Raw genomic sequence first — 16,857 nt, 5'->3', positions numbered from 1 at the left:
ATTTTCGCCACACCGCTAATGGCGTTACTTGCCGTACCGATGAGCAGCGTTAACCCGCGCCAAGGGCGCTTTGCCAAACTGTTGCCGGCACTATTGATGTATTTAATCTATTTCCTGCTACAAAGTTCATTAAAATCAGCGGGCGGCTCAGGTAAGGTTGATGCCTCTTTGTTGATGCCTCTGGTTTCTATTGGGTTCTTGATCCTCGGGATTGTATTAAACAGTTGGGATAGCAAATGGTTTTCTGCATTGCGCTATCGTCTCAGTGCAAAAAAGGTAACACACTGACATGAATGTATTAGAACGTTATATCGGAAAAACTATTCTTTCCTCCATTATGCTTACCCTTTTTATGTTGGTCGGGTTAGGAGCAATTATTAAATTCGTCGAAGAATTTCGGGCGGTCGGTCAAGGTTCTTACGACGGATTACATGCGGCATACTATACTTTCTTAACCATTCCCCGTGATGTAGAGACTTTTTTCCCTATTGCGGCGCTACTCGGCTCATTAATGGGCTTAGGCAACCTTGCCAGCCGCAGTGAACTGGTTGTAATGCAGGCATCCGGGTTCTCCCGCTTCCGTATTGGTTTGGCGGTAATGAAAACGGCGATTCCGTTGGTGATTTTTACCATGCTTATCGGTGAATGGGGCGTACCGCAAACGGAACAATACGCCCGCAATATGCGCTCAATCGCCCAAAGTGGTGGTTCCATGCTTGCCACACAAGGCGGATTTTGGGCGAAAGACGGTAAAGATTTTATTTATATCCGTCAAATCAGCAGCGAAACCCATTTAAACGGTTTATTAATTTATGAATTCGACAAACGCGAACTCAAATCGATACTTCGAGCAAACCAAGCAACTTATTCCAATCCACAGGGTTGGATCTTGCAGAACGTCGAAAAGTCAACGATTAACGGGGATAGTATCCATCAATCAAAAGAAAGCGATCAAGTTTGGAAAACCAGTATTACGCCAAGCAAACTCGGCATCGTTTCATTAAAACCGGAGTCGCTTTCTATCACCGGTTTGGCGGATTATGTCGGCTTTTTGAAAGAAACCGGGCAGGATCCGAAACGCTTTGAAATCACCTTTTGGCGCAAAGTTTTCCAACCGATCTCCATGGCGGTAATGATGCTACTCGCCATTTCGTTTATTTTCGGACCGCTGCGCAGTAGCACGATGGGCGCCAAAATCGTCATCGGGATCCTCGCCGGCTTCGTATTCTATGTCGCCAATATCGTCTTCGGTAATTTAAGCCTTGTCGTTTCATGGCTACCTGTACCGATAGGCGCGTTAACGCCAAGTCTGCTCTGTCTCTGTGCGGTTTGGTGGCTATTGAATAAAAAACGTGATTAATGAAGGAACCTATGTCCCAACCTCGTTTTGTTCACCTAAAAGTTCACAGTGATTTCTCCATGATTAACGGCTTGGCAAAAGTGAAGCCGTTAGTCAAAACCTGTGTTGCCAACAATATGGTTGCCATGGCGTTAACCGACTTCACCAATTTTTGCGGCTTGGTGCGTTTCTATGGTGAAGCGTTGGGATCCGGCGTAAAACCGATTGTCGGGGCGGATGTCGTTGTTCGCTCGGAGCCTGAGAGTGACGAGGTATACGAGCTCACTTTATTAGCCAAAAACAATACCGGCTATCACAACATTACTCTTTTACTTTCAAAGGCTTATCAAAAAGGCTACGTAGAATTCCCTATCGTGGAAAAAGCGTGGTTGGCGGAACATAACGAGGGCGTCATTCTGCTTTCGGGCGGTCGAAACGGAGATGTCGGCAAAGCGTTGCTTAAGGAAAATTTCGCTGAAGCGGAACAACTACTGAACTTTTATCAACAATACTATCCGAATCATTACTATCTTTCCCTTTGCCGAACCGGGCGCTCGGACGAAGAACGTTACATTCAACAAGCGGTCACTTTTTCGCAAAAATTTGCAATTCCGCTGGTTGCCGTGAATGATGTGATGTTCTTAAAACAGGACGATTTTGAAGCCCACGAAATCCGTGTTGCCATTCACGACAGTTTTACTTTAGACGACCCGAAACGTCCGAAGAAATACTCCGCACAACAATATTTCCGTAGTGAGCAGGAAATGTGCGATCTGTTTGCCGATATTCCACAAGCGATTGAAAATACGATACAAATCGCCCAACGCTGTAACGTGACCATTCGTTTGGGCGAATATTTCTTACCGAATTTCCCGACGGGCGATCTTTCCGTTGAAGACTTCTTAATCAAAAAATCACAGGAAGGGCTTGAAGAACGTTTGGAATTTCTCTTTCCGGATCCCGAAATCCGCAAAGACAAGCGGTCTGTTTATGACGAAAGATTGCAAATTGAATTAGATGTGATCAACCAAATGGGCTTTCCCGGCTACTTTTTGATCGTAATGGAGTTTATTCAATGGTCGAAAGATAACGATATTCCTGTCGGACCGGGACGCGGCTCAGGAGCGGGATCATTGGTTGCTTACGCATTGAAAATCACCGATCTTGATCCCCTTGAATTCGATTTGCTTTTTGAGCGTTTCTTAAATCCTGAACGGGTATCTATGCCCGATTTCGACGTGGATTTCTGTATGGACGGTCGGGATCGTGTCATCGAACACGTGTCGGAAACTTACGGTCGCCAAGCGGTTTCACAGATCATTACCTTTGGTACCATGGCGGCAAAAGCGGTGATCCGCGATGTCGGGCGTGTACTCGGACACCCTTACAGCTTTGTCGATCGTATTTCCAAACTTATTCCGCCTGATCCGGGCATGACCTTGGCAAAAGCGTTTGAAGCCGAACCGAAACTGCCTGAGCTGTATGACGCCGATGAAGAAGTTAAAGCTTTGGTGGACATGGCGCGTAAGCTCGAAGGTGTAACCCGAAACGCCGGAAAACATGCCGGCGGTGTGGTGATTGCACCGACGGCGATTACCGATTTTTCCCCGCTCTATTGCGATTCGGAGGGTTTGCATCCCGTTACCCATTTCGATAAAAACGATGTGGAATACGCCGGCTTGGTGAAGTTTGACTTCTTAGGTTTGCGCACGCTGACCATCATCAAATGGGCGCTGGAAATGATTAACCAACGTCTTGAACGTGAAGGTAAACCGCTTGTTCGAATTGAAAGCATTCCTCTTGATGATGAAAAAGCCTTTAAATTATTAAAAGCGGCAAAAACGACGGCGGTGTTCCAGCTGGAATCGCGCGGCATGAAAGATCTGATTTCACGCCTACAGCCGAGTAACTTTGAAGATATTATCGCGCTTGTAGCATTATTCCGTCCCGGCCCGTTAGAAGCCGGTATGGTGCAAAACTTTATCGATCGTAAACACGGCAATGAACCGATTTCATACCCTGATGCGCAATATCAGCATGAATGGCTACAACCTATTTTAGAACCGACCTACGGCATTATTGTTTATCAAGAGCAAGTTATGCAAATAGCACAGGTATTGGCAGGCTATACGTTGGGTGGTGCGGATTTACTCCGTCGTGCGATGGGTAAGAAAAAACCGGAAGAAATGGCGGCACAACGGGCGATTTTTGAGAAAGGCGCGATCGAAAAAGGCGTGGACGGCGAATTAGCGATGAAGATCTTCGACCTTGTAGAGAAATTCGCAGGCTATGGATTTAATAAATCGCACTCGGCGGCTTATGCGTTGGTCTCTTACCAAACCTTGTGGCTCAAAACCCACTATCCTGCGGAATTCATGGCGGCGGTAATGACCTCCGAGATGGACAATACCGATAAAATTGTCGGCTTCTACGATGAATGTATCAATATGGGCTTAACCGTCGTTCCGCCCGACATTAACAGTGGTAAACACCGTTTTAGCGTCAATGAAAAAGGTGAAATTGTCTATGGTTTAGGAGCGATTAAAGGCGTAGGCGAAGGCCCGATAGATGCAATTTTGGAGGCTCGCAACAAAGACGGGATTTTCAAAGACCTGTTTGATCTGACCGCCCGTGTTGATTTGAAAAAGGTCAACCGTCGTACGTTTGAAGGCTTAATTATGGCGGGAGCTTTCGATAAACTCGGGCCGCACCGTGCCGCCTTAATGAAGAATTTAGAAGATGCCCTGAAAGCGTCCGATCAACACAGCAAAATGGAAGCCTTGGGGCAAAGCGATATGTTCGGTGTTTTGACCGAAACCCCTGAAGAAGTGCAGAATGCTTATGCCAACACGCCGAAATGGACGGAACAAACTATTCTCGAGGGGGAAAAATCCACATTGGGTTTATATCTGAGCGGTCATCCTGTCGGCAGATTTTTAAAAGAGCTATCTCACTATGCTCCGACGAGATTAAATGAGCTACAAGCAACCCGTCGAGGACAAACTACAACCGTTGCCGGTTTAGTCATGGCATCACGTATAGCAGTAACTAAACGCGGTAGTCGAATCGGTATTGCAACCATTGAAGATCGCGCAGGTAAACTGGATATCACACTGTTTTCCGAGGCGTTGGAAACTTATGGAGATCGATTGCAACAAGATCAAATCATTATTGCGACCGGTTCAGTCCAGTTTGATGATTTTAGTGGCGGATTAAAAATGTCGGCTCGAGAATTAATTACCCTCGACGATGCCCGTAGCCGTTACGCCAAAAGCTTAGCATTAGCGATAAACCAAGATCAAATAAACGCACAATTTATTAAACAGCTCACTGCAATTATTGAACCTTATAACGAAGGCACGCTACCGCTACATTTTTATTACCAAAGCCCGGAAGGAAGAGTGCTGCTGAAAGGTGGCGTTGAATGGCGGATTACTCCCAAAGAAGAGATGCTGAATAAGCTTAAAGATTTTTTAGGCGAAAATGCAGTAGAATTGGAATTTGAATAACCGCCCGATAGGAAAAGCATAATGCTACGTCGATTTTATACCTTGCTCAGCTACCTTATTCAGCCACTTATTTTACTGATGATGTGGAAGCGTAGTTTAAAACTCCCCGAATATCGCAAAAGATTATGGGAGCGTTATGGTTTTTACGGCAATATCGCCAAACCGAAAGCAAACGGTATTATTATTCATGCGGCTTCCGTTGGAGAAGTCATTGCCGCAACACCGTTAATTAAGGCAATTCAGAAAAAATATCCACAGTTGCCGATTACCGTAACTACAGTAACTCCGACAGGTTCCGCTCGAGTAGAAGCGGCGTTCGGTAGTAGCGTCTCACATTTCTATCTCCCCTATGACTTACCAGATGCAATTAAACGCTTTCTGCATTTTGTCAAACCAAAACTCTTTATTGTCATAGAAACCGAATTATGGCCGAATTTAATTAAGCAAATGGACAAAAACAATATTCCGTTCGTGATTGCCAACGCCCGCCTATCCCCTCGTTCTGCTCGTCGTTACGGTTGGATTAAAGCGCATCTCAAAAATATGTTCAATGAAATTAAGCTAATTTTGGCACAAGACGAAGTCAGTGCAGGACGCTATATTCAGTTAGGTTTTGATCCAAACCGTTTAATCAATACCGGAAACCTTAAATTCGATTTAGAAATTAACGATGAATTGCGAGAGCAAGTGGCAAAAGCCGCTAACATACTCAATTTAGGAGAACGTCCAGTATGGATTGCAGGTAGTACCCATGAAGGGGAAGAAAAAATTATATTGGAAGCACACCAACAACTACTTACCTGTTATCCGAATTTATTACTCATCGTGGTACCTCGCCATCCGGAAAGATTTGATAGTGTTGAAACCTTGTTGCAGAAAATGCAAATTCCTTATGTAAAACGATCGGATAATCAGCCTGTTACCGCAGATACTCAGGTTTTACTGGGCAATACCATGGGGGAAATGATGATTCTTTACGGATTAGCTAAAATCGCTTTCGTCGGAGGAAGTTTGGTCAAACACGGCGGACATAATCCATTAGAACCGATAGCATTTGAACTTCCGGTCATTTCAGGTATCCATACCTTTAATTTTCCTGAAATTTTTGCAAAATTACGTAGTGTAAACGGCGTAGTCGAAATAGGAAGCAGTATTGAGGCTGTGGTAGAGGCAGTAAATTATTTCCTCGCTCACCCGGAATCCGGTAAAAAAATCAGCCAAGCCGGTTTTGGCGTATTAAAAGAAAACCAAGGCGCATTAAAGCGCCATCTTGCGCTACTCGCGCCTTATTTAGAGAGATAAAATGAAGCATACGGTTATCTATCCGGGTACTTTTGACCCAATTACTAATGGACATTTAGATATCATAGAAAGAGTTGCAAAACTCTTTGATAACGTAGTAATTGCAGTGGCGAAAAACCCCACTAAACAGCCGCTTTTTGATCTTGAACAGCGCGTCACGTTGGTTGAACAAAGCTGCAATTATTTAAAGAATGTACAAATTGTCGGTTTCAGTGGTTTATTGGCAGATCTTGCCAAACAGTATAATGCGGTGAGTTTAATCCGTGGAATTCGAGGAGCGGATGATATTGACTATGAAATCCAATTGGCACAACTGAATGATCAATTGGCTCACGGGCTGGAAACCATTTTTTTCCCGCCGTCAGTACAATGGCGTTATCTTTCATCGACAATGATACGGGAAATCTACCGTCACCAAGGCGATGTGAAACCTTTTGTGCCGGCGGCCGTTTATGCTGCTCTTCACAAGCGGTTAGATTAAGCACTTTTTTTGCAAAAAAGGAATACTATGTCACCACTCAACAAACAGAATTTAATTTGGATCGATTTAGAAATGACCGGTTTGGATCCGGAAAAAGAACGCATTATTGAAATTGCGACTATCGTGACGGACAAAGATTTAAATATTCTTGCCGAAGGTCCGGTGTTAGCAGTTCATCAATCTGACGAATTACTGAATAAAATGAGCGATTGGTGTGTAAAAACCCATACGGCAAACGGGTTGGTCGAACGAGTTAAGCAGAGTAAATTGTCGGAACGTGCGGCGGAATTGCAAACAATTGATTTTTTAAAACAGTGGGTGCCCAAAGGCGCTTCACCGATTTGTGGTAACAGTGTGGCGCAAGATAAACGATTTTTATATCAATATATGCCGGAATTAGCAGACTATTTCCATTATCGCCATTTAGATGTCAGCACATTAAAAGAACTTGCCACACGCTGGAAGCCGGAAATATTAAAGCAATTGACTAAAAAAAATTCGCACCTCGCATTGGACGACATTCGCGAATCGATTGAAGAATTGAAATTCTACCGCCACCACTTTATTAAATTAGATGAATAAATTTAATCCAAACCATGACAAAAACACAGCCATTTTACGTTGAAAATGAAGCGCAAATGCTACAATTCGGTGCATATTTAGCCGATGAATTACAAGCCTATTTAGCCGCGTCCCCCACTGCTTCATTAGTTATTTATTTAAACGGTGAACTTGGTGCGGGCAAAACGACACTAACACGCAGTATCGTGCAAAGATTTGGGCATAACGGCAACGTAAAAAGTCCGACTTACACGTTGGTTGAAGAGTATCAACTCTCTCGCTACTCGCTCTATCATTTTGATTTGTATCGTTTAGCCGATCCGGAAGAACTGGAATTTATGGGAATTCGCGATTATTTTGGTCCGCAAACGATCTGTTTATTTGAATGGGCTAGTCGCGGTGAAGGCATGATTCCGCCGGCAGATTTAGTGATTCAAATTGATTATCAGAGTGAAGGCAGAAAAGTGACATTACAACCACAAAACAATATCGGGCAGCATATTTTTGCAAAATTTTTAGAAAAACAGACCGCTTGAGATAAAATTTATGTATAAGAAGTTATTAAATATCCTTAGTATCGGCTTTATCAGTGCACTCCTCAGTTTTAGCGCACAATCCAAAATTATAGTCGCGATTGATGCTGGGCATGGCGGTAAAGACCCCGGTGCGATCGGCAAAACTTTAGGGCTAAAAGAAAAAGAAGTGACGCTTTCAATCGCCCGTGAATTAAAAGCGTTATTGGATAAAGATCCAAATTTCAAAGCCGTGATGACACGCAACGGTGATTATTTTATTCAATTACCGCAACGAACTGAGATTGCCCGTAAAAATAAAGCGAATTTTTTGATTTCGATTCATGCCGACTCTTCGCCAAGTTCTAAAGATTTAAGGGGAGCTTCCGTTTGGGTGCTGTCCAATCGCCGAGCAAACGATGAACTCGGTAAATGGTTGGAAGATCATGAAAAACAATCCGAATTATTAGGCGGAGCCGGCTCGGTGCTGTCAAATAATAACGAACGTTACCTCAACCAAACGGTATTAGACCTGCAATTTTCGCATTCCCAACGTACCGGTTACGAGTTAGGTAAAACTGTATTAGGTAAAATGAGCAATATCACCCAATTGGTCAAAAGCTCTCCGCAGCACGCCAGCTTGAGTGTACTGCGTTCACCGGATATTCCATCCATTTTAGTCGAAACCGGTTTTTTATCGAATGCGGTTGAAGAAAAGAAATTATCCACGAAGGCTTATCGTCGCCAAGTTGCCCGCGCAATTTATAACGGGTTGGTCGCCTATCGCAGTAAAAATCCGGGATATGCTTTACCGAAGACGGCAACGTCAACAACCAAAGAAAATAAAACCGCAAACAATAAAAAAGAGAGTAAAAACAACAAGGAAAAAGCGACACAGGCAGAGAAAAATAAAAAAGCTGCTGTGGTGGAAAGTAAAGGCTCTGCAACCAAATCAACCACGAAAAAAGTGAATAGTAATGCGACTTATCATGTAGTTCAAAAAGATGAAACGCTCTATTCAATTGCCAAAATGTATAACACCACGCCTGAAAAATTGAGCAAGCTGAACAATATTAAGAACAATAAAATTGTCGTAGGTAAAAAACTGAAGTTGAAATAACACTTATAGTTTAAGGGATTTGCAAAAAATGTGTCAAAAATGACCGCTTGTAAATCCCTGAAAATAAATTCAGACTGGTAAAACAAGCTATACAGCATCTTGTTATTTAAGATATATTACGCGCATTCCTAACATAATAAATTCATACCTATTATTTTGGTCATTACTTAACTGGACAGTGCAATAAGTCAGCGCATTATAATATTTGTCTTATCGCCTGCCATTGCCACACAAAGGCAAGACTTTCATATTCATTTACTGCCTAATTTTTGATGTTGTCTTTGACAAACATCCTGATTTTTCTCACAACAATCGAGGTATTTGCAATGAAAAAAATGATGAAAGTAACATTAGCAATTTTAGTGGGAGTAGCCGTTGGTCAAAACGCTATTGCCTCCGATGATACGGCTAATGCAGGAAAAACCAAAAATGTCATTTTATTAATCAGTGACGGAGCAAGTCCAAATACATGGAAAGCGGCAAGCTATTTCCGTCATGGAGCCTTAGGAAAAGAGGTTTATGACAGTTTTGATGTTAAAGTATTCGCTTCTACTTATCCACTAAACACGTCTAAAACACCAACCAACACCTTAGAAGGCTCCGTCGTTTTTGATGCATCCAAACTGTGGAACGATGGCAAATCCGATGCTTCTTTTAAAAGCAATCTAACCAGCTATTCCGGTTATTTTGATGGCTATGATTATGCTCGGACCGATTTTACTGACAGTGCGGCTGCTGCAACCGCATTAGCCAGCGGACAGAAAACCTACAATAGTGCTGTCAACTGGTCAAATAACAATACTCCGTTAAAAAATATCGGCGAATATGTGGTAGAAAATGGCAAAGCGCTGGGTGTTGTTACTTCCGTCCAATGGAGCCATGCAACACCGGCAGGATTCCTGTCACACAATATAGAACGAAATAATTATGCGGAAATTGCCAAAGAAGCGGTTGAATCCGGTCGGGCATCGGTAATTATGGGAGCGGGACATCCTTATTACGATAAAAACGGCAAACGAATTAAGCCGGAAGATGATAAAGCGTTTCGTTATGTAGGCGGACCTGAAATTTGGGATAAATTATCTGCCGGTGAAACAGATTATATGCTTATTGATGAAAAAGAAGATTTCATCGCTCTTGCTGAAGGTAAATTAAACCTTAAAGGTAAAAGTAAGCTCCTTGGAACTGCTCAAAATAACGCGACATTGCAGTTTAATCGTGCGGGTGTAACAAGCGGTAATTTATTGGAAAATCAACCTGCCCTTGCAACCATGGCACAAGGTGCATTGAATATTCTCAGCCAAAACCCGAACGGTTTCTTCTTAATGGTTGAAGGTGGTGCTGTTGACTGGGCTGCTCATGCAAACAATTTACCGCGCTTAATTGAGGAACAGATCGATTTTAACCTCACCGTTGAAGCCGTTGTGGATTGGGTAAATAAAAATAGTTCGTGGAATGACACCTTAGTGATTGTGACAACCGATCACGGTAACGGATTATTATTAGGTCCTGATTCTAACAGTAATTTCTACTCTGAAATCGTTAACCAAGGTGCCGGAGCATTGCCGTTAGTGCGTTGGCATTTTGATAACCATACCCGTGAATTAGTCCCGCTATTTGCCAAAGGTAACGGAGCAGACTATTTCTTATCTGTCGCCAAAGAAGAGGCTAATATTGGTCGTTACTACAATGTTGAACCGGCAAGCCAACGTTATGTAGATAATACTGATGTATTCCGCGCAGCGATGAATGCCTTTGGGTTTAAAGAAGATAAAAAATAGCCGTTGAACTCATCTCGTTTATATAAAAATAGGCTGAAACAACGTTGTTTCAGCCTTTTAGCTCAATGAAGATTGTTGAATGATGTTTTAGACTAACTCAGCTCTTAGCTTCTTGGTCACTTCTACCATCACTTGCAACTGTTCGATGGTTTCTTTCCAGCCACGAGTTTTCAAGCCGCAATCCGGGTTGACCCATAAACGTTCTTTCGGCACGACTTTCAAGGCTTTACGCAACAGGTGTTCGATCTCTTCCGCTTTGGGTACGCGTGGGCTGTGAATATCGTACACGCCCGGTCCGATGTCGTTTGGGTATTTGAAGTCGGCAAAGGCAGTGAGTAATTCCATATCGGAGCGTGAGGTTTCAATGGTAATCACGTCCGCATCTAAGCCGGCAATCGCAGGTAAAATGTCGTTGAACTCGGAATAACACATATGGGTATGGATTTGGGTGTCATCTTGCACGCCCATATAGCTTAAACGGAAGGCTTCGCCCGCCCATTGCAAATAATCGTCCCAATCTGACCGCTTGAGTGGTAAGCCTTCACGGATTGCCGGTTCATCAATTTGGATCACTTTAATCCCTGCCGCTTCTAAATCCAACACTTCGTCCGACAATGCCACGCCGATCTGTTTGCAGACCGTTGAGCGTGGAATATCGTTACGCACGAACGACCATTGTAAAATCGTCACAGGTCCTGTCAGCATTCCTTTCATCACTTTGTTGGTGAGGCTTTGAGCATATTGCGACCAACGCACCGTCATCGGTTCAGGGCGAGCTACATCACCATAAATCACAGGCGGTTTGACACAACGTGAGCCGTAACTTTGCACCCAGCCGAATTTGGTAAAGGCAAAGCCGTCAAGCAATTCGCCGAAGTATTCCACCATATCGTTACGCTCCGCTTCACCGTGAACCAGCACATCTAAGTCTAACTCTTCTTGGCGGCGAACGACATATTCAATCTCTTTTTTCATCGCCGCTTCGTAATCCGCAAGGCTTAAATCGCCTTTCTTAAAGCTCGCACGTGCGTGGCGGATTTCGCTGGTTTGTGGGAATGAACCGATATTTGTCGTTGGTAACAGCGGTAAGTTTAGCCACGCATTTTGCTTCGCAATACGTTCTGCAAATGGCGATGTACGGCGATCCGCCCCTTCAGGTAAGTTGGCTAAACGTGCCGCCACTTCTGCACGGTGGATCTCTTTTGATGTGGCACGGGCATCAGCCGCCGCTTGGCTTGCGTCTAATTGTGCTTGTACCGCTGCACGACCTTGCTCAAGTGCGGTCTTAATCACCGACAATTCTTCGATTTTTTGTAGCGTAAAGGCAAGCCATTGATAAAGTTCAGGTTTATTCGCTTGTAGTTGCGTTTCCACCGCTAAATCATAGGGCGTATGCAACAATGAACAGCTTGGGGCAATCCATAAACGCTCGCCGAGCTTCGCCTTTAACGGCTCAAGCAGATCTAACGCCTGATTTAAGTTCGCGCGCCAAATGTTACGCCCGTCAATCACCCCGGCAGACAGCACTTTGCTGTAATCTTCAAAGGCGGCAAGCTGTTCAGGCGAACGGATTAAATCTAAGTGCAACCCATCAACCGCTAAGCCTTTGAGCAACTCTGCGTGTTCTGCCACCGAACCGAAATAGGTGGCTAATAACAATTTCGCATTCACTTGACTTAATTCCGCATAGACCGCTTGATAAGCTGCCAGCCACTCCGCCGGTAAATCTAAGGCTAAAGCAGGCTCGTCAATTTGGATCCATTCCACACCTTCTGTTGCAAGTGCGGTTAAAATTTCACGGTAAACAGGCACAAGTTTGTTTAATAACTCAAAACGATTGAAGGCTTCGCCTTTCTCTTTGCCTAACCAAAGGAAAGTTAATGGCCCGACAATCACTGGTTTGACATTCAAGCCTAAGGCTTTCGCTTCACGGATTTGATTGACGTAGTGAGCTGGGTTGGCTTTAAATTCGGTGTTTTTGTGGAACTCAGGCACAAGATAGTGGTAGTTGGTATCGAACCATTTGGTCATCTCAATGGCAAATTGATCTTTGTTACCACGAGCGAGTTGGAAGTATTGAGAAAGCGTTAAATTTTGGCTGTCAAAACCAAAACGAGCAGGAATTGCCCCCGTTGCCACTTGCAGATCTAAAATATGATCGTAAAAAGTAAAATCGCCTACCGCCACGAAATCAGCATTGGCTTCTGCTTGGTGCTGCCAATTTTTTTCACGCAAGGCTTTGGCTAAATCTAATAAATCTTGTTCTGCAATTTCACCACGCCAGTAACGTTCTTGTGCAAATTTTAATTCACGTTTCGCTCCAACGCGTGGAAAGCCTAAGATGTGGAATGTTGTCATGATGTTCTCCTGTGATATTTTGTAAAACCGTATTTAGACGTTTAGCCGTCTAAATGTCTAAGAACATCATCTATAAAATAGAAACATTATGCAACTTCATAATTTTCAAGATTAATATGAAAAATTTTAATATAAATTTATACAGAGTGATTTAAATCCACTTTTTGTGTACAATTAGCAATTATTTTATTCATAAAAATTATTATGCAGGAAGAAAACACACATATCGTTAATCCTATTCGGATTGCAGCCCGAGCGGCACTTCCTTACTCTGCTCCAATGATTATCGGCTTTCTTTTCCTTGGTTTTGCTTATGGGATTTATATGAAAGCTCTCGGCTTCGGTTTGCTTTATCCCGTGTTAATGGCAGCATTGATTTATGCAGGCTCCGTAGAGTTCATTGTCGCCGCAGCATTGGTTGGACCATTCGCCCCGTTAAGCATTTTCCTGCTTACCCTTGTCGTTAGCGGTCGCCAGATTTTTTATGGTATTTCAATGCTGGAAAAATACGGCGCTTACCTTGGTAAAAAACGTTGGTACATGATCAGTGCTTTGGTCGATGAAAGTTTTTCTTTGAATTATATGGCAAAAGTGGAAAAACATATCGACAAAGGCTGGTTTATGTTTTTTGTCACTCTTTATCTACAAATTTATTGGGTTGTAGGGGCAGGTTTAGGCAATACATTCGGTACACTCGTTCCGTTTGATTTAGCCGGCGTAGAGTTTGCAATGACCGCACTCTTCTTAATTATTTTTGCAGAAAACTGGATGAAAGAAAGTAATCATGAAAGCTCATTACTCGGTTTGAGTTTCACGCTTATTTGCTTGGTTTTAGTCGGTAAAGAAAATTTTTTAATTCCAACATTAATCGGAATTTGGATTATCCTAACCATTCGTCGTCCAAAACTTGCCTCTAAATTAGGGAGTACCGAATCATGACCGTTACCGAACATATTATTACCATCGCAATGGCAGTAGCGGCGGTACAGCTTTCGCGTTTATTACCGTTTTGGGTTTTCCCTGCCAATCGCCCGATTCCGGAATATATCCGCTATCTAGGTAAAGTCTTGCCTGCGGCAATGTTTGGTATGTTGGTAATCTATTGTTATAAAAATATTCATTTTTCTGCTGAAAATCATCGTTATCTCGCTGATTTTATTGCAGGTGCGGTGGTGCTACTTCTACATTTTTGGAAGAAAAATATGTTTCTTTCAATGGCAGTCGGTACAGGACTTTATATGTATTTAGTACAAGTGATTTTTGTATAAACACCGTCGGTGGCGGCTGAAATTTCCTACCTTGGGCAAGGTTGTCTTTAAACATCATTTTTGCAAATTATTGCTCAAATCAGACCGCTTGTATCCCTAAAATGTTTCAAACAGCCCGACAAAAACAATTAATTCTAGCGTTAAATAAAAAAAGGATTATGATTATATTCATTTTTTCTTACGTTTAAATGAATTGCTTTAATAATGAAACCAATCTTTCTTGAACTTCGTCACCTTAAAACCCTATTGGCTTTAAAAGAAAGCGGTAGTGTTTCTCTTGCCGCCAAACGAGTACATTTAACTCAATCGGCATTGTCACATCAAATCAAATTACTTGAAGATCAATACGAATTAACCTTATTTGAGCGTAAAACTCAACCTATTCACTTTACTGCGGCAGGCGAACGATTAGTACAGCTAGCCTACGATATCCTGCCAAAAGTGATGGAAGCCGAATTGGATTTGGCTCGAGTGAAACAAGGCGAAGTCGGAGAATTGCGCATTGCCGTGGAATGTCATACTTGCTTTGATTGGCTGATGCCGGCAATGGACAGCTTCCGTCAAGGTTGGGGATTGATTGAATTGGACATTGTGTCCGGTTTCCATACTGATCCTGTCGGATTGCTTCTAACACACCGTGCCGATTGGGCTGTCGTGTCAGAAATGGAGGAAACTTCAGGAATTATTTATCAACCGTTGTTTTCGTACGAAATGGTGGCGATTTGCTCTAAAGATCACCCTTTAGCAACGAAAGAAATTTGGGAAGCAGAAGATTTCCGTGACGAAACACTGATTCATTATCCTGTTCCGGACGATATGTTAGATCTTTTGCGTAAAGTTTTACTTCCGGCAGGCATTAATCCGACACGTCGGACGAGTGAATTGACGATTGCGATCATACAACTCGTCGCAAGTAAGCGTGGTGTCGCCGCACTCCCTTATTGGGCGGTTAAACCTTACCTAGAAAGAGGCTATGTGGTTGCTAGAAAAATCACGTCTAAAGGCTTATATAGCAAGCTCTACGGCGCTATACGCGCTACAGATTTGAACTCTGCATATCTTGAAGATTTTCATAACACCGTAAAATCCGAGAGCTTTGCCACTCTACCGGGTCTCTTCGTACTCGAATAAAAATAGGATTAAAAATACATTTATAACTTTACAAAATAGATATTATTGTAAATAATTTATTATATCTTTGTTAAGTTAAGAATATATTTTATTCGTCTTTAAATCTTTCTCAAGATTATCCTTAAACAGTTTAATTAGACAAGAAGGAAAATAGAATGCAAAAACGAATTACGTCTTATATTCACAAAAAATATTTATGTACTGTTTGTTGCACCGAAAATGCACATCCATGGGCAAACGTGTTCTATTATGTGTTTGATGAAGAAAACCATCGATTAATCTATGTCACAAGCGACCAAACTTATCATGCTAAAGTTATGTCTAAGAATCCGAATGTTGCCGGTACTATTTTCACACCAACACGTTTTAATCCTTCTTTACAAGGGATTCAATTTACCGGCCAAGCTCGTATTCTGGAAGGCAAGCAAAAACAGCTAGCTAAAGATCTTTATAAGCAAACATACCAACACGAACTTATTGATCAACTTTCTGTTTGGGAAATTTCCCTGGAGTATGTACGAATGATTGATCACTCTCTAGGTATGTTCGGTACGGTAGAGTGGCGACTAGGCGAAACTGAAAAAAGTGAATTTGAACGCGTAATCTAAGTGTATTATCAAATAATAATGGGGTAAGGTTAAACTTTACCCCATTTTTCACTTAGCGTCTTATGAGAAAAGTGCAAACAACTCGTTAACTTTAACTCGAGAATGCCCATGTTGGCTGATATAACGCTGAACGGCAAATTCTTTAATTTCGGCACCATGATAAATCTCTCGAGTAAAATCAGTATCATGATTGGAAATTAATACCGGGATATTTAATTGCTGTGCCTTTTTAGCATATTCTGCCAAGGCTTTTTGTTGTTCCAAACTAAATCCGCCACGTGCATAGTGAGTGAAATTAGTTTCTTGCTGTAGTGGAGCATAAGGCGGATCACAATAAACGACATAGTCGTCAGGATTATTTGCTAAATATTGGAAAGTTTGGTGAAAATCGGCACAAATAAAGGTTGCTTTTTGGGCTTTTTCAGCAAAGAAACGGAGCTCTTTTTCCGGAAAATAGTGAGTTTTATATTCACCAAACGGCACATTATACTCATTTTTCTTGTTGTAACGGCATAACCCGTTAAAACCGAAACGGTTTAAATATAAAAACAGTACGGAACGACGGAATCGGTCGGTGGATAAGTTAAATTCTTGGCGACGTTCGTAGTAGAAAGTTGCAGTGTTTGCCTGAGTTTCTGTAAATAATGCCTTGGCGTGTTGAATATAAGACTCTACATCATACTTAATCACATTAAACAAATTAATCAGATCAGGATTAATGTCCGCAAGAACATAACGTTCGAAAGGTGTATTTAAAAATACCGAGCCTGCGCCGACAAAAGGCTCAACCAAACAAGCCTTTTTCGGCAAATGACGGTAAATTTCATCAGTAAGGCGATATTTTCCGCCCGCCCATTTCAAAAAGGCTCGCTGTTTTGTTTTCATAC

At 42.4% G+C, this 16,857-nt stretch carries 15 protein-coding genes; 13 read left to right on the top strand and 2 right to left on the bottom strand.

Translation table 11 applies throughout. The features are described 5' to 3' along the window. The 9 genes from ACEYJ7_RS00525 to ACEYJ7_RS00485 all read left to right on the top strand — a co-directional run. On the top strand, nt 1-288 hold a 288-nt coding region (locus tag ACEYJ7_RS00525; protein WP_373777084.1), incomplete at its 5' end, for an LptF/LptG family permease. Nucleotide 289: 1 nt separating this feature from the next. Next, nucleotides 290-1,360, top strand: coding sequence for an LPS export ABC transporter permease LptG (lptG, locus tag ACEYJ7_RS00520; protein ID WP_373777083.1), 1,071 nt, complete (start codon nt 290-292; stop codon nt 1,358-1,360). A gap of 11 nt (nt 1,361-1,371) precedes the next feature. After that, on the top strand, nt 1,372-4,848 hold the full coding sequence (gene dnaE, locus ACEYJ7_RS00515; RefSeq protein WP_373777082.1) for a DNA polymerase III subunit alpha: 3,477 nt from the start codon (nt 1,372-1,374) through the stop codon (nt 4,846-4,848). Nucleotides 4,849-4,869: 21 nt separating this feature from the next. After that, a complete protein-coding gene (waaA, locus tag ACEYJ7_RS00510) occupies nt 4,870-6,150 on the top strand; it encodes a lipid IV(A) 3-deoxy-D-manno-octulosonic acid transferase (protein ID WP_373777081.1) in 1,281 nt (426 codons plus the stop codon). 1 nt (nt 6,151) lies between these two features. Then, nucleotides 6,152-6,631 (top strand): pantetheine-phosphate adenylyltransferase, encoded by a 480-nt coding sequence (gene coaD, locus ACEYJ7_RS00505; RefSeq protein WP_373777080.1) that lies wholly within the window; start codon nt 6,152-6,154, stop codon nt 6,629-6,631. Nucleotides 6,632-6,658: 27 nt separating this feature from the next. Further along, the gene (gene orn, locus ACEYJ7_RS00500; RefSeq protein ID WP_373777079.1) at nt 6,659-7,213 is read left to right on the top strand and encodes an oligoribonuclease; all 555 of its coding nucleotides are present in this window, start codon (nt 6,659-6,661) and stop codon (nt 7,211-7,213) included. 14 nt (nt 7,214-7,227) lie between these two features. Beyond that, nucleotides 7,228-7,728 (top strand): tRNA (adenosine(37)-N6)-threonylcarbamoyltransferase complex ATPase subunit type 1 TsaE, encoded by a 501-nt coding sequence (gene tsaE, locus ACEYJ7_RS00495; protein ID WP_373777078.1) that lies wholly within the window; start codon nt 7,228-7,230, stop codon nt 7,726-7,728. Between the two features lie 10 nt (nt 7,729-7,738). After that, nucleotides 7,739-8,824, top strand: a complete 1,086-nt coding sequence (locus tag ACEYJ7_RS00490) for an N-acetylmuramoyl-L-alanine amidase (protein ID WP_373777077.1) — start codon at nt 7,739-7,741, stop codon at nt 8,822-8,824. Between the two features lie 326 nt (nt 8,825-9,150). Continuing rightward, nucleotides 9,151-10,605, top strand: a complete 1,455-nt coding sequence (locus ACEYJ7_RS00485; RefSeq protein WP_373777076.1) for an alkaline phosphatase — start codon at nt 9,151-9,153, stop codon at nt 10,603-10,605. Nucleotides 10,606-10,692: 87 nt separating this feature from the next. Here the strand turns inward: ACEYJ7_RS00485 and metE are convergent, their stop codons facing one another. Then, nucleotides 10,693-12,963, bottom strand: coding sequence for a 5-methyltetrahydropteroyltriglutamate--homocysteine S-methyltransferase (gene metE / locus ACEYJ7_RS00480; protein ID WP_373777075.1), 2,271 nt, complete (start codon nt 12,961-12,963; stop codon nt 10,693-10,695). Nucleotides 12,964-13,167: 204 nt separating this feature from the next. On the opposite strand from metE, the gene ACEYJ7_RS00475 reads away from it, so the two are divergent. The 4 genes from ACEYJ7_RS00475 to ACEYJ7_RS00460 all read left to right on the top strand — a co-directional run bounded on the left by ACEYJ7_RS00475 (nt 13,168) and on the right by ACEYJ7_RS00460 (nt 15,970). Further along, the gene (locus tag ACEYJ7_RS00475; RefSeq protein ID WP_373777074.1) at nt 13,168-13,902 is read left to right on the top strand and encodes an AzlC family ABC transporter permease; all 735 of its coding nucleotides are present in this window, start codon (nt 13,168-13,170) and stop codon (nt 13,900-13,902) included. Continuing rightward, entirely contained in the window at nt 13,899-14,231 is a 333-nt protein-coding gene (locus ACEYJ7_RS00470; protein ID WP_373777073.1) for a branched-chain amino acid transporter permease, read from the top strand. Before ACEYJ7_RS00475 ends, ACEYJ7_RS00470 begins: the two co-directional genes overlap by 4 nt. Before the next feature lie 204 nt (nt 14,232-14,435). Further along, nucleotides 14,436-15,362, top strand: coding sequence for a LysR family transcriptional regulator (locus tag ACEYJ7_RS00465; RefSeq protein WP_373777072.1), 927 nt, complete (start codon nt 14,436-14,438; stop codon nt 15,360-15,362). Nucleotides 15,363-15,517: 155 nt separating this feature from the next. Next, complete coding sequence (locus tag ACEYJ7_RS00460) at nt 15,518-15,970, top strand: pyridoxamine 5'-phosphate oxidase family protein (RefSeq protein ID WP_373777071.1); 453 nt, start codon at nt 15,518-15,520, stop codon at nt 15,968-15,970. A 60-nt stretch (nt 15,971-16,030) separates the two neighbouring features. Here the strand turns inward: ACEYJ7_RS00460 and ACEYJ7_RS00455 are convergent, their stop codons facing one another. Next, a complete protein-coding gene (locus tag ACEYJ7_RS00455; protein ID WP_373777070.1) occupies nt 16,031-16,855 on the bottom strand; it encodes a Dam family site-specific DNA-(adenine-N6)-methyltransferase in 825 nt (274 codons plus the stop codon). Nucleotides 16,856-16,857 lie beyond the last annotated feature (2 nt).

Source organism: Glaesserella sp. (assembly GCF_041814905.1).
Taxonomy (GTDB): Bacteria; Pseudomonadota; Gammaproteobacteria; order Enterobacterales; family Pasteurellaceae; genus Glaesserella.
This window is presented reverse-complemented; position numbering and strand designations above follow the sequence as displayed.